11 protein-coding genes are annotated in these 14504 nt (G+C 61.6%); 4 read left to right on the top strand and 7 right to left on the bottom strand.

Annotated elements, in window-relative coordinates; genetic code table 11:
- Window positions 1-78: 78 nt before the first annotated feature.
- Window positions 79-2205 carry a TonB-dependent receptor gene (locus N8H74_RS05970; protein WP_262146558.1) on the bottom strand — a complete coding sequence of 709 codons (2127 nt, stop codon included), beginning with the start codon at window positions 2203-2205 and terminating at the stop codon, window positions 79-81.
- A gap of 325 nt (window positions 2206-2530) precedes the next feature.
- Between N8H74_RS05970 and N8H74_RS05965 the strand changes: the two genes are divergently transcribed.
- Window positions 2531-3310 (top strand): EAL domain-containing protein, encoded by a 780-nt coding sequence (locus N8H74_RS05965; protein WP_262146557.1) that lies wholly within the window; start codon window positions 2531-2533, stop codon window positions 3308-3310.
- A 49-nt stretch (window positions 3311-3359) separates the two neighbouring features.
- Here N8H74_RS05965 and N8H74_RS05960 read toward each other — a convergent pair whose 3' ends face one another.
- The 4 genes from N8H74_RS05960 to N8H74_RS05945 all read right to left on the bottom strand — a co-directional run bounded on the left by N8H74_RS05960 (window position 3360) and on the right by N8H74_RS05945 (window position 7293).
- Entirely contained in the window at window positions 3360-4316 is a 957-nt protein-coding gene (locus N8H74_RS05960) for a 2-hydroxyacid dehydrogenase (protein WP_262146556.1), read from the bottom strand.
- 27 nt (window positions 4317-4343) lie between these two features.
- On the bottom strand, window positions 4344-5108 hold the full coding sequence (locus N8H74_RS05955; protein ID WP_262146555.1) for an SDR family oxidoreductase: 765 nt from the start codon (window positions 5106-5108) through the stop codon (window positions 4344-4346).
- A gap of 37 nt (window positions 5109-5145) precedes the next feature.
- Entirely contained in the window at window positions 5146-5844 is a 699-nt protein-coding gene (locus N8H74_RS05950; RefSeq protein WP_262146554.1) for a fumarylacetoacetate hydrolase family protein, read from the bottom strand.
- Between the two features lie 99 nt (window positions 5845-5943).
- Window positions 5944-7293 carry an MFS transporter gene (locus N8H74_RS05945; protein WP_262146553.1) on the bottom strand — a complete coding sequence of 450 codons (1350 nt, stop codon included), beginning with the start codon at window positions 7291-7293 and terminating at the stop codon, window positions 5944-5946.
- A gap of 563 nt (window positions 7294-7856) precedes the next feature.
- On the opposite strand from N8H74_RS05945, the gene N8H74_RS05940 reads away from it, so the two are divergent.
- From N8H74_RS05940 to N8H74_RS05930, 3 genes are all read left to right on the top strand, one after another.
- A complete protein-coding gene (locus N8H74_RS05940; RefSeq protein ID WP_262146551.1) occupies window positions 7857-8789 on the top strand; it encodes an AraC family transcriptional regulator in 933 nt (310 codons plus the stop codon).
- Between the two features lie 106 nt (window positions 8790-8895).
- Entirely contained in the window at window positions 8896-10002 is a 1107-nt protein-coding gene (locus N8H74_RS05935) for an alkene reductase (RefSeq protein ID WP_217831160.1), read from the top strand.
- A gap of 216 nt (window positions 10003-10218) precedes the next feature.
- The gene (locus tag N8H74_RS05930) at window positions 10219-11106 is read left to right on the top strand and encodes a LysR family transcriptional regulator (RefSeq protein WP_217831314.1); all 888 of its coding nucleotides are present in this window, start codon (window positions 10219-10221) and stop codon (window positions 11104-11106) included.
- A 1-nt stretch (window position 11107) separates the two neighbouring features.
- Here N8H74_RS05930 and N8H74_RS05925 read toward each other — a convergent pair whose 3' ends face one another.
- Both N8H74_RS05925 and N8H74_RS05920 read right to left on the bottom strand, forming a co-directional pair.
- Window positions 11108-12328, bottom strand: coding sequence for an MFS transporter (locus N8H74_RS05925; protein WP_262146550.1), 1221 nt, complete (start codon window positions 12326-12328; stop codon window positions 11108-11110).
- Window positions 12329-12437: 109 nt separating this feature from the next.
- Complete coding sequence (locus tag N8H74_RS05920) at window positions 12438-14405, bottom strand: alkyl sulfatase dimerization domain-containing protein (protein WP_262146549.1); 1968 nt, start codon at window positions 14403-14405, stop codon at window positions 12438-12440.
- Between the last annotated feature and the right edge of the window lie 99 nt (window positions 14406-14504).

The raw sequence follows: 14504 nt of genomic DNA, 5'->3' as shown, positions 1-14504 counted from the left end.
GACTTCCTGTCGCGAAAAAAGGCCGGCGATTTTGCCGGTTTTACCCGGCGAGTCAACGGTTAAACAGCCCGCTAGTCCTCAGCGCAAACTCCACGACACCCCGACATACATCGCCATGCCTTCCCCCGGCGTCGAACGCGCCGCGTCCAGGCCTTTGTCGTCGTAGCCCGGCGTGACGGTCGCGGCGTAACGCTGATCGGTCAGGTTGCGCATGTCCAGCCAGGTCTGCCAGTCACCCTTGGGCGCGTTGTAGCCCAGGGTGGCGCCGAAAGTGGCGTACGGGTCGGCGTAATAACTGTTGGCGTAATCCACCGCGACTTTCGACGATAACTGCGTGTTGAGTGCCGCGAAGAAACCCTGCGGCCAGTCGTAGCGCAACTCGCCCTGGTAGTAATGCATCGGCAGGCCCGGCAGGCGGTTGTCGCCGAAGCGCTCGTCGTCGCGGTAGTGGAAGTCGCTGAAGGTGTAGGCCTGACGCAGGCTCAACTGGCCGCCGTCGTTGGCCGTCCACAGATGGCTCTGCAGACTGGCTTCGACGCCTTGATGCACCGTGGGGCTGGCGTTGAGTTCATAAGGCGTGGTGGCGTTGGCGTCCGGCAATACCGAAAGCAGTTCATGGCGCACTTGCGCGTAGTACCAGGCCAGGCTCCATTCGCCCAGCGTACTGTCGCCGCGACCGCCAAGTTCCAGGGTAGTCGCGGTCTGGTTTTGCAGTTTGACCGGGTCGCGCTGGGTGCCGGTGGCCGGACCGTTTTCCGGCCCAAAGCGGATGTTGGAGCTGTAGATCAGCGACCACGGGTGCGGCGCTTCCACTGAACGGCTGAGATTACCGAACAGTTGCAGATCCGGCGTCACCTGATAGCGCAGACCCAGGCGCGGGGCATAGTCCCAGTCGCCCAGGCTGGTCTTGCCGCCGTTTTGCGGGTAGGTAACATCGCTTTCGCGGCGGGTGTAGATCGCGGCGAGGCCGGTGGTCAGCCACAGGTCGTCGGCGATTTCCAGGTCATTGCCCACATGCAGGACGGTGTCCGAGCCCTGATAGGTGAAATTGCGCATGTGCGTGCCCGGCGCATAACCGGCAGTGTTGCCGGTCGGGATGCGGACCATTTCGCTGGCGCCGTCGTTGGGCAGGTGTTTGGTCACGCGCAGGCCCACGGTGCTGCGGCTTTCCAGGCCCCAAAGCGTGTCGCGGCGCTTGTAGTCGAAGGTGCCGCTGACGTCGGTGTAGGCGACCTTCAGGCGATTGGAGCCTTCGCGCAGATCCATCGGGTAGTCGTGATAGACCAGGCCGGTCTGGATGCTCGAATCGTCGTCGATGTAGAAGGTGGTCTTGTTGCCGAAAAACGTACTGCCCGGTTGCTTGCGGCTGTCGTCCCGCGACACATAGGCAGGGTTGGCCGCCCGTGGATCATGTTCGATGGAATGCTTGGTCACCCGGCCGGCGAGGTCGTTGTCGGTCTCGCGGTAGCGGAAGTAGAAGCGGGTTTCCAGGTTCGGGTTGAAGCGATAGCCGAAGTTGGCGATGACACCCTGGCTCTCGCTCTTGGTGTGATCCTGATAACCGTCAGCGCTCGCGTCGGTGGCCGACACGTAGTAATCGAAGTCGCCCAGCACCTGCCCGGAACTGATCTGACGCTGCTGATAACCCTTGCTGCCCATTGCATAACGCACCTGTAATTTCGGCGCGTCGTAACCGGTGTGGCTGACGTAATCAATGGCGCCGCCCAAGGCCAGCGCGCCCCGGTCGAAACCGTTGGCACCGCGCAGCACTTCCACATGATCGAGCCACAAGGGTTCCAGCAACTCATAAGGCGTACCACCGGGGCCGGTCAGCGGCAGACCGTCGAGCATCGTGTACAACCCCGAGGCGTGGGCGCCCGGCGCACGGTTGATCCCCGAACCTCGGATCGAGATTTTCGTCCCTTCATTGCCCGAGGACTGGGCATACACCCCCGGCTGATAAGCCAGCACATCCTGATTGCCGGCCACGCGGCCCTGCAACGGGCGGCGCATGTCGACCATATTGCTGCCGCCGGGAACCTGAGCGAGACGCGCCCTGGCTTCTTCGACACGGGCGTTTTCGCTGCCCTGATCCTCAGCCGAAATCAGCACTTGCCCCAGCTCCAGGCCTTGGGTTTCAGCCATCGCCGGACAGGCAAGGGCCAGCCCCAGCAATGCAGTGGGCAGGGATTTGGGCGCGGGCATCGAGAAACTCCAGACAGACAGGAACAGGCAATGAACATTGCGACGTGTAAAGGAACGAAGGAAACACATCGCAATTTGGTTTTTTCAGGATTGATGGCGAACCGCGTCTTTGAGGGGCAGCGGGGCAGGCGACGAACGGAGCTAAGGTTTGAATTTGACCGGTCGATAACCCGATTGCGACCGTTCCGCGAACAGTGAGCGGCGCCCACGCGCAATACCCCGCAGACTTACACCCGCATAGCATGCGAAACGCGGTCACAGCGTTTCGCCTATCAGTTTTCCAGCCTGACCATGGAAGGCGGCAACCCATTTTTGGCGAGGCTTCATGACCGATTTTTCCGAACTATTCCCGCCATCCGGTGGCTGCCAGGGATGCCGACGCAGCAGCCAGCCCGACCTCGATTTTTCCTTCGCTTTTCAGCCTATCGTCGATCTGCGCGACCGAAGCGTTTTCGCGCATGAAGCACTTGTACGCGGCATCAATGGCGAGAGTGCATTATCTGTGCTTGAGCAGGTCGACGATCAGAACCGCTACCGTTTCGACCAGCAGTGTCGTGTTCGGGCGATTTCGACCGCCGCAGACCTTGGAATGACGCAGCACCTGTCGATCAACTTTCTGCCCAATGCCGTTTACCGCCCGGAACTGTGCATCCGCAGCACACTGGATGCGGCACGCGCTCACGGCTTTCCCCTCGACCGGCTGATCTTCGAAGCGGTTGAGGGCGAGCACGTCGAAAGCAACAGACACCTGATGAATATCCTGCGCGAATACCGTGAGTTTGGCTTCAAGACCGCCATCGATGATTTTGGCGCCGGCTATTCCGGGTTGAACCTGCTGGCCGATTTTCAGCCGGATCTGATCAAGCTGGACATGGCGCTGATTCGTGATATTCATCGCGATCGCGTACGTCAGGCAATCGTTCGAGGGGTGGTGGGCATCTGTGTGGAGTTGGGAGTCGAGGTGATTGCCGAAGGCATCGAGCACGCCGAAGAACGGGACTTCCTCGCCGATTGCGGCATCTATCTGATGCAGGGTTACTGGTTCGCCAAGCCTGCGTTCAAGGCACTGGCGCAAATTCCAGAAGGTGCCTGGCCACAGCATTGATCGACATCGGCAGGCGCCACCGAGGCATTGCACCCCGGTGGCCGAACCGTCAGCCCGTCACGCAACCCTGCGGGACTTTGCCGGCGAAGCTGTCCACCAGACTCGCCACCACCATTTCCCCCATGCGCGTGCGGGTCTGCAAGGTGGCGCTGGCGCGATGCGGTTGCAGCACCACTTGCTCGTTGCCGAACAACGCCTCGGGGACGTTCGGCTCATCGACGAACACATCCAGCGCTGCGCCGGCAATCTCACCGGCTGCAAGGGCCGCCACCAGATCGGTCTCGTTGACCAGTTTGCCCCGGGCAACGTTGATCAAATAACCGTCTGTTCCCAAAGCCTTCAGCACCTGGGCATCGATGATTGCTTCGGCCTTGTCGGCGGCAGCGGCAAGAATCAGGGCGTCGCTGTCCCGGGCCAGTTGCTTTAGGTCGGCAACAAAGGTGTGGCTGACATCGCTCATTGGTTGCAGATCGGTGTAGCTGATCGGACAACCGAAGGCTGCCGCGCGAACCGCCACCGCACGGCCCACCCGGCCCATGCCGACGATACCGATCCGCATGCCGGACACCTGACGCGCCAGTGGCAGCGGGGCCAGCGGCGTCGGGCTCTGCGGCCACTGGCCCGAGCGCACGTAACGATCGCTGGTGCAGAGCCCGCGACACACGGCGATCAACAACCCTATCGCCAGATCGGCAACGTCCTCGGTCAGGGCGCCGATAGTGGCGGTCACTCGAATGCCGCGATCCCTGGCGTAGGCCAGATCCACCGCATCGGTGCCCACGCCATTGACCGCGACCACTTCCAGATTGGGCAGTTGCGCCATCACCGTCTGGGTGATGCCAGTGTGCCCGCCGGTGATCACGCCACGGATATTGGCGCCGTGCTCTTGCAGGTAGGCGGCCTTGTCGGCCTGCTGGAAATAGCGTCGCACGGTGAACAACTCATCGAGTCGGGCATTGATTTGCGGAATCAGGATCGGGCTGAGCTGCAAGACTTCTGGCTTCATGTAAACCTCGAATAATTCAAAAAAGATTCAACCGCGACCGGCAAACGGCATGGCGCTGGCCATGACGGTCATGTTCAGAACGTTGGCCGCCAGCGGCAGGGCGGCGATGTAGCGCACGGCATCGGCGACATGCTGGACGTCGACCATCGGCTCCACCGCGATGCTGCCGTTGGCCTGGCGCACACCTTTGGTCATGCGCACGGACATTTCGGTCAGGGCATTGCCGATGTCGATCTGGCTGCAGACGATGTTGAATTCCCGTCCATCCAGCGCCAGGGATTTGGTCAGGCCCAGCACGGCGTGTTTGCTGGCGGTGTAGGCGCTGCTGAACGGCCTTGGGGTATGGGCCGAGATCGAGCCGTTATTGATGATGCGTCCGCCCTGCGGCTGCTGTCGGCGCATCAGGCCGAACGCGCCACGGGCGCAGAGGAAAACCCCGTTGAGGTTGGTGTCGATCACGTTGCGCCATTGCTCGACCGTCAGCTCATCCAGCGGCACGGCCGGGGCATTGATGCCCGCGTTGTTGAACACCACGTCCAGGCGTCCGTAGACCTCGCTGATTGTCGCGAACAAACGATCGACACTGGCTTCATCACGAACGTCGGTGGGAACGGCCAAGGCCTCGTGACCTTCATTGCGCGCCTGCTCGACCAGGGCTTGCAAAGGCTCAGGCCGGCGGCCGGCCAGAACCAAAGTGAAACCGTCAGCCATCAGGGCCAGGGCCACGGCGCGGCCGATTCCGCTGCCGGCGCCGGTCACCAGTGCGACTTTCAAGGGTTGGGTGTTGGGCATGTCGGGGTTTCCTTTTTATTGGTCTGGGTGGGAGGCTTCAGGGGCGTTGGCCGACGCGCATTTCCAATTGGCCGATGCCATCGACCCCGGCGTTGATCACATCGCCCGGTTGCAGGCCGTCAACGCCTGCCGGGCTGCCGGTCATGATCAGGTCCCCGGCGCGCAGGGCGACCGATTGCGAGATGCGGCTGATGACTTCGCTGACCGACCAGATCTGGCTGTCGAGGCTGTCGCGCTGGCGTTCCTCGCCGTTGACGTTGAGCCACAACTCGCCGTCGGGATGACCTGAGCGCGTCACCGGAACGATGGCGGTCATCGGTGCGGCACCGTCGAAGACTTTGGCGCCTTCCCACGGCAAGCCATTGCTCTTGGCCGCGCGTTGTACGTCGCGCCGGGTCAGGTCGAGCCCGGCGGCGTAACCCCAGACGTAGGCCAGTGCCTGACTTTCCGGAATATTTGCGCCGCCTTCGCCGATGGCCACCACCAGTTCGATTTCGTGGGCAAAGTCCTCGGTCAGCACCGGGAACGCCACTTCACCGACGGCATCCACCACGGTGCTCGCCGGCTTCATGAAAAACACCGGCGGGATGCGCGATTGACCCTGGGTCTGGGTATCCGGCCATGGATAGTTACGGCCTACACAAAACACCCGGCCCACCGGAAAACGTTGCTGGCTGCCGGCAACCGGCAAGGTCACAGGCAAATCCGGGGTAAAGACGTACTCTGTCATGTTCATCTCTGTAGAAGTCCTGATTGAAACGTCAGCGTACGGCGGCATCCGGGGGTGAAGTTGGACGAATGCCGCCTCGTATTGGAGAAAACCGTTGTGTTTGCTTCAGCGCGGCTTGAGTTCGATGCGATACAAACGGCCGAGCAGCAGCGAATAGGACAGCGTGCCGATCAGGGCCACGCCGCCGATGAACCAGAAGGCGTAGGCGAACGAACCGGTGGCATGGACGATCGCGCCAATCACGATCGGCGTGACGATCCCGCCGATGTTGGCCGCCAGGCTGGTCACGCCTCCGGTCAGACCGATCAGCTCCTTGGGCGCGACTTCCGATACCGCTGCCCACGACGACGAAGCGATGCCCTGGGCGAAGAAGGCAACGGTGAGAATGGCGATGCAGATCAGGTTCGAGTCGGTGAAATTCACCAGCACGATCGACATGCCGAGCATCGACCCGACCACCAGCGGCAACTTGCGGGCGAACGACATCGAGCAGCCACGGCGAATCAGCAGATCGGAAATGATCCCGGCCAGCAGGATGCCGACCGTTGCACCCACGAACGGCAGCACGGCGAAGATCCCGGCCTTGATCATGGTCAGTTGACGTTCTTCGATCAGGTACGTCGGGAACCAGGTCAGGAAGAAGTACAGCGCCGAGGTGCTGGCGAACTTGCCGATGCAGATCGCCCAGATCTGCCGGTACGAAAACAGTTCGGCCACCTGGCGCCAGTTGAAGCAGGTGCGTTCCTGGCTGCTCTTGACCAGCCCGCCGCCGGATTCGATGTATTGCAGTTCTTCCTTGCTGACCTTCTTGCATTCCAGCGGATCGCGGTAGAAGTACAGCCAGAACACCCCGAACACGATGCCGAGGGCGCCGGTGCTGTAGAACACGTGACGCCAGTCAAACGTGGTTGCCAGCCACAGCAGCGCACCGGTAAACAGCGCCGTGCCCAGATACTGGCCGCACACGTAAATGCTGCTGGCCATGCCCCGTTCGCGTGCGGGAAACCAAACCGTCACTGCGCGGCTGTTGGCCGGAAACGCCGTCGCCTCCATGGCCCCGACCGCCAGACGCAGGCCGAACAGCGAGGCGAAGCCCGAGGCCAGGCCTTGGCAGACCGTGACCGTCGACCAACTGATCAGTGACACGCCATAAGTCAGCCGCGAGCCGAAGCGGTCGGCGATGAACCCGGCAGGCACCAGGGCTAACGCATACGTCCAGGCGAACGCCGAGAAGATCAGGCCCATTTCGATCTTGTCCAGGCCCAGGTCCTTGGCCATGAACGGTGCGGCAATCGAGATGTTCACCCGGTCGATGTAGTTGATGATCGTCGCGATCAGCAGCAGCGACAGCATGAACCAGCGTCGCCGTGTCGGCAGCCGCTTGGTGGATGCGGCGTCCTGGACGCCACTGATCGCCGACGCAGCGGCGGTTTGCGAGAGAGGGGAGTTGGACATGGAGTTGGCCTTGTTATTGTTGGGAGCCGTTGTTTTGCGCGCAGCCGGTCCCGCTCCCCGAATGTCGGGGTTGGGTGTTTTCTTGCGAGCGGTGGGCGGCGCAGCCAGCCGGAGTCAGGCGTGCGAAAGCGTCTTCAGGCGCGTGCCGATGATGGAGAGGGAAGAGGGTGGGTGAGAGGGCAAATGCTGTTTCATGACGTGCGCACCTTTGATTGTTTTTGGAGGAAGTCGGGCTGCATTGGTCTTTACAGTGGTCGTACAACCTCGCTAAATCAACACGCCTGTCAGATCGTTTTTCGGGAAGAAAACGCTGATCTTTGGATCTGTCCAAAAAATTCTAGAATGCAGAAAACGCGGCTTTGTGACCTTTTCAAGCCAACATACTGTTTTTAATAGGAAAATAGTCTCTGCTTTGTATTGGTTTTTTTGGACTCTGACCGTTCGTCGGCAATGTGCGGGAAATTACGGCAATACTCACGTCATCGTATGACCTATTGAAAAGCGGACGAACTGACCGTCACAATCGGCCACCGCCCACGCACCTTGTCGAGGATCTCCGGGAGATGTCAGCCAGCAGCCGAGTGCCCACCTATGTCATGCAGCAGCGCAGCGAGCTGACCGACTTCTATATTCGTGACAAGCAGGGACGACGCGCTGAAACCAGTCCTCACCGCCACGAGTATTTCCAGATCCAGATCAACCTCGGTGGCGACACCGTGCAGCACATCGGCAACGTCGAGCGCCCGTTTCCACGCAATACCCTGGCTTTTATCCTGCCGCACCGCGTGCATGTAATTCCGCACCCGGCCGACAGCAAGTTCATGGTGATCAATTTTTCCCAGACATTTCTGCTGCCGCATTTGCAATGCGATCCGATGGACCTGGAGGAAGTCTCGATCCTGCTGGCGCCGGAGTTGTCGCCATTCCGTTTTCAGGAACACCTGGACTTCATTCTCGGCGACGAGGATTTCGCCCGGGTCTGTGGCCTGATCGAACAAATGCGCGCGCTGGATGAAAACCGCCAGTTCGGCACCCGCGAGATGCTCAAGGGCTTGCTGCTGCAACTGATTGGCAGCGTCTGTGGCTTGTATGCCGAACCGCTCAAGCGGCTGGCCGAAGAGAACGCGGCGGAAACCAGTCGACGGGATGCGCTGGGGCGGATGTCCGAGTACCTGCGCAAGAACATCGCCGACCCGGATCTGAACCTGATCAAGGTCGCCGCCGCGACCTACCTGTCACCGACCTATCTGACGCACTGGCTGCGCAAGGAAATCGGCAAGACCTTCACCGAACTGGTGCTCGAACGGCGAATGCATGCGGCGCGTAACTACCTGCTCAACAGCGCTCGGCCAGTGGGCGAGGTGGCGCGGCTGTGCGGATTCGCCGACGAGGCGTACTTTTCCCGGCGCTTCCGACAGATCCACGGCCAGCCGCCAGGGCAATTTCGCAAACAGCAACTCAATCCGGATACGCCGCAGTCGCCAACGGGGACATAGGTCGGTGATTGCGGACAGATCCGTCCGCAGAGAGTGGAAATGCAGCCGGTTTTTCTCCAGTGGCGTGTGGCCTAAGGTGGCCTCCAGTTAATTATTGGAGGTCACCATGAATCACCCAACCCTGTTTTCCGCGATCCAGATCGGCCCGCATGCGCTGTCCCACCGCGTGGTCATGGCACCGCTGACACGCATGCGCTCCGAGCCAGGCGATCTGCCCGGTGCGTTGATGGCCGAGTATTACTCGCAGCGCGCCACCGACGGCGGGTTGATCATTTCCGAAGCCACCGTGGTGTCGACCACCGGCAATGGCTATCTCGGCTCACCGGGTCTGTACAACGATGCGCAGATCCCCGGATGGAAGGCCATTACCGATGCGGTTCACGCCAAGGGCGGGCGGATTTTCCTGCAACTGTTTCATGCCGGTCGCCAGTCCCACAGCGACATGCAGCCGGCCGGCGCACAACCACTGGCGCCTTCGGCCGTCGAGTACAACGGTGTTGCCTACACCGCCAGCGGCTGGGTGCCGAGCACGCCGCATCGGGCCTTGAGCGAAGCGGAAGTCGCCGCGCTGGTCGAAGACTTCCGCCGCGCCGCACAGCGCGGTCTGGAGGCGGGTTTCGATGGCGTGGAAATTCACGGCGCCAACGGTTATCTGATCGACCAGTTTTTGCAGGACGGCAGCAACCGGCGCACCGATGCCTACGGCGGCACCATCGCCAAGCGTGCGCGGTTCCTGCTGGACATCACCCGTGAAGTGATTTCGGTGTGGGGCAGCGAGCGGGTGGCGGTACGCCTTGGTCCGAGTGGCAGTTTTGGCGACATGAAGGACAGCGATCCTGAGGCACTGTTCGTGTATGTGGCGCAGCAACTGGCCGAATTGAAACTGGCCTATCTGCACCTGATCGAGCCACGGGTGATTGGCAACTCGATCGATGAAAGCAAGGATCAGAACCCGGTGGCGGCGCAGTTGATCCGCCAGCACTACGAAGGTTTGATCATTGCGGCGGGCGGATTCAACGCCGCTTCGGCCGAGCGCATCCTGCAGGCCGGCGACGCCGATCTGGTGGCGTTCGGGCGCGACTTCATTGCCAACCCGGATCTGCCGGAGCGCATTCGCCAAGATCTGCCGTTGAATGCCTACGACCGGGATACGTTCTACGGTGGCACCGAGGTCGGCTTTACGGATTATCCGTTCTATCAGCAGAGTGCCTGACCGGCCTCGGTTACAGGCAATACCGCCTTCGCGAGCAAGCTCGCTTCCGCATCGGTTTTCGTTGAGCACAGAATACGTGCTCAGTGACGATTGAATGTGGGAGCGAGCTTGCTCGCGAAGGCGTTTTGCGGCCTGAAAAATCCCGCTCTTTGCAAATCCTTCGCCCGCATCTACTCTGCGCTTACCTCACTCTCACCCCCGAGCACGCCTGCCATGATGGACAGCCTCAGCGGTATCACGGCCTTCATTCAAGTGGCGGAAACCCGCAGCTTCACCGAAGCCGGGCGCCTGCTGGAGATTTCTGCTTCTGCCGTTGGCAAGAGCGTCGCGCGCATGGAGGAGCGTCTGGGCGTGCGGCTGTTTCATCGCAGCACCCGCAGCGTGACCCTGACCACCGAAGGCGAGCTGTTCCTGGATCGCTGCAAACGCATCCTCAGTGAGGTGGAAGCGGCGCAGATAGAGCTGCTGCAATTGTCCGCCACGCCTCGTGGCAAAGTACGCATCAGCGTGCCGATCCAGAATGTGTTGATCATGCCGGTACTGGCCGGGTTCATGCGTGCTTATCCGGATATCGAGCTGGACGTGGACATGTCTGACCGTATGGTGGACGTGATCGAGGAAGGTTTCGACGCGGTGATTCGGACCGGTGCGCCGCAGGATTCGCGGCTGATGGCGCGCAAGTTGGGGGGCTATCAATTGCAGTTGGTGGCGTCGCCGGCGTATCTGGAACGCCATGGCGTGCCGAGGCACCCGGACGATCTGATCCGGCATGTGTGTCTGCTGCACAAGTTTCCGGCGACGGGGATGATCGAGCGTTGGCCGCTGCGGGTCGGCGACACGCACATCGAACCGAACCTGACACGGGCGCTGACCTGCACCACGATGGATCCGCTGACGTACCTGGCGCTGGATGGGGTGGGGATTGCCTGCCTGCCGGACTTTTCAATCCGTCAGCCGCTGGCCGATGGCAGGCTGGAGGTGGTGTTGGGGGACTACACCGACCACACCGGCAACCTGTGGATGCTCTGGCCTGCGGCAAAGCAGACGGCACCGAGATTGCGGGTGTTGATCGACTATTTCAAGGATAACGTTTTGCGAGGGTGAATCAGCGCTGCAAGGATTCGGCGATGGGCGCTTTGCCGACGCCGAAGCTGAGCAACACCAGCAGCCCGAGCAAGCCGACGCCGGCGCCCAGCCAAAGCGCCGAGGCTACGCCAGTGTGGTCCACCACCAGGCCTCCGAACAACGATCCCGAGGCGATGGCCACCTGAAACGTGGTGACCAGCATCGCCGAGCTGGCTTCAGGAAGTTTGGGCGACGTCAGTTGCATCCAGCTGCTGACACCCAGTGGAATCGCGCCATACGCCACGCCCCACAGCAACACTGCCAGGCTCACGGCCCAACCCTGCAACTGCGGCAGCGCCAGTTGGGCGATCACCATCAGCAGCACCACTGCGCCCAACGACGCCCGGAGATGTGTGGTGATGGTGCCGGCCATGGTGAAGTTGGCCAGCATACCGACCAGACCGAAGCCCAGCAGAATGGCGGTGATCGCACTCGGTGAAAATCCGGCCTGCTGTCCGAGAAACGGTGCGATGTAGGTGTAAGCGGCAAAGTGCGCGGCGACCACGGCGCCCAGCAACAGCATGCTGCGCAGGGCATTGCTTCGTGAGAGATAGGCCAGCAACGTGCGTACTTTCAACCCCTCGCTGGAAGGTAGTGAAGGCAAGGTCAGCACCTGTGCAGCGAGCGCGAGCAAGGCCAGACCCGCTGTCAGGGCCAGCGATATGCGCCAGGAAAACAGCGTGCTGACAAACGTCCCGAGCGGTACGCCAAATACCGTTGCCACGGTGATCCCGGCGAAAATCAGTGCGGTGGCTTTGGCAGCGTTCGCTGCGTTGACCAGCCGTCCGGCCGCTGCGATCGCTACAGCCCAGAACCCACCGAGTGCGATACCGACCAGTGCGCGCCCCAGTAACAGGATCGGTAATGACGGCGACACCGCCGAGATCAGGTTGGCGATTACCAGCAGCAAGGTCAGCAACAACAATAGCTGGCGCCGGTTCATGCGCCCTGCACCGAGCAGTACGACGGGGGCCGACACTGCCGCGACAATGCCCGGCACGGTGACCATCAATCCCGCCACGCCGACGGTGACGTTCAGGCTGTCGGCGATCTGCGGCAAGATGCCCACCGGCAGGTATTCGGTGGTGACAAAGGCAAAGGCGCCAAGGGCCACGGAATACACCGACAGCCAGTCGCGCCAGGAGGAGGGCGGCTCTGCGGCGAGCGCCGTTGAAGCGGGTAAAGCGGGTGAGTCGTGCATGGGATGGCTCCACAATTAACAGTGGAGCCATGCTAGGTAGCGCGTCCCGCGAGAAAAACAGGCCGCCGTTCCGATCACTGCGGAGCAATCACTCCGCAATCACCTCGGGTCAGTCGCCTTCGCGGGCGACAATCGCAAAGTTGCCCGGGGCTTTTTCCAGCAAACCGAGGAAGCGCAACAGGTCCATCTGGCTGCCATCGATCTTCAACTCATCCGAGGTCAGCGCTTCCTTCAGCCCGGCAGTGCCGCTCAGCAATTGCACGAACAGGTTTTTGCTGACCGTCAGCGTCGCGTTGGCATTAGCCACCGGCGCGGCTTTTCGGTAGTGCAGCACCGCGTTCTCGATCCACAGCACGAACGTCTCGTGGGTATCGGTCAGCACGAGGTTGAAGGTCCAGTTCTTGCCATCGGCGGCCGGCCCGTCGAGGCTTGCGGCCATGGCTTCAAGGAAGCGCTCGGTGGGGGTCTGCTTCATCAACTCGATCAGGTCGGAGCGCTTGACGCCTTTGGCGGGCGGGCCATTGCGCAACTCCTGGGCCGCCGTCAGGTAACTGTTGCGCCAGGTCGCCGATTCCGCCTGATAGCCCATTTGCTCATAGGCGCGGGCCAGCAACTCCTTGGCGGCTTTGTCATCGGGTTTGTCGAGGGTTGCCTGGTTCAGCAACTCCGCGACCCAGCGATACTCGCCCTTGTCATAGGCGACTTGCGCGGCGTCGACAACCTTGGCGCTGCCGCCCATCAATTCGACGTAACGCTTGGCCGACTCCCTGGGCGACAGCGGATTCAAATGCGCGGGGTTGCCGTCGTAGGCGCCGAGGTACATCTGGTAGATCGCCTTGACGTTGTGTCGCAGGTCGCCGTAATAGCCGCGTGTGCCGAAGTACGAAGCCAGCGAATCGGGCAACTGGATTTTCTCGGCGATCTCGTTGGGCGTGTAGCCCGCGTTCATCAGGCGCACGGTCTGGTCGTGCAGGTATTTGTAGACGTCGCGGTGTTTGGTGATGAACTCGCGGATCCGCTCATTGCCCCAGATCGGCCAGTTGTGCTGGCCGAAGTAGACCTCGGTGTCGCCGAGTTCATCGAGGGCAATCTGGGTGTATTCGGACCAGCGCAACGCATCGCGCACCTTGGCGCCCCGGATCGGCAGCAGATTGTGCATGGTCTGCGCGAGCAGCTCGGCGCCGCCGTAGGCCTTGCGCTCGGGAATCGAGAAGGTCAGCTCGGCCGGCGCTTCGGCGCCCGGCATGTTGTGAAAGACGAATGTCACGCCGTCGAGCACGAGTTCCTGGGTCGGCTGGTCGATGATTTGCGTCGGCGCGATGATCCCGATGCTGCCGTAAGCGACGTTTTTGCCCAGCCCGGTATCGACGATGCCTTTGGCGCCGGGCGCGAGGTTCTTGCCGAACTGATACATCGAACGCCGCGCCATCGCTGGCCCGGCCAGAATGTTTTCACTGGTCGCTTCCTCCATGAAGCCGGCGGGCGCGACGACCGGGATATTGCGGCGGGCCACGTCCTCGATTGATGTGATGCCCAGCACGCCGCCGAAATGGTCGACGTGGTCGTGGGTGAAGACTATGGCGCTGACGGCTTTGTCACCCAACTGTTGCCGGGCGAATGCCAGGGCGGCAGCGGCGGACTCTTTGGCGGTCAATGGGTCGACCACGATCCAGCCGGTTTGCCCCTCGATCAGGGTCATGTTGGCGATATCGAAGCCGCGTAACTGGTAGATCCCGTCAGTGACCTTGAACAAGCCGATCTGCGCGTTGAGCATCGCGTGGCGCCAAAGGCTCGGGTTGACCGTGGACGGCGCCTGGCCCTCGACGAACCTGAACGCCTCGAAATCGATCAGGACACTGCCGTCTGAGCCGAGGATCTGCCCGGTTGGCCGGGCGATGAAGCCGCGTTTGGCATCGGTCAGATCCTTGCTGTCTTCCAGGTTCAGGCCTTTGATGCTGGCGGCAATTGCCGCTGCCGTGGCGGGGGTCGCGTCGTCCGCAGCCACACTGGGGCCTTTGTCGCAGCCACCCAACGTAACCAGTGCCAGGGCGAGGAGAGCGGGGAAGGTCGGTTTCATTCTTGTTGTTCTCCGAAGGGGCTTTCGGCCAAAGCGTAGGGAGAGACGGGTGATGTATCCAATGCATTGTTTACATCCGTGTAATGCGTCACTAGCATC

The organism is Pseudomonas sp. B2M1-30 (assembly GCF_025447575.1).
Classification (GTDB): Bacteria; Pseudomonadota; Gammaproteobacteria; order Pseudomonadales; family Pseudomonadaceae; genus Aquipseudomonas; species Aquipseudomonas botevensis.
The sequence above is the reverse complement of the archived record's forward strand: the minus strand, read 5'-3'. Positions and strand labels throughout refer to the sequence as shown.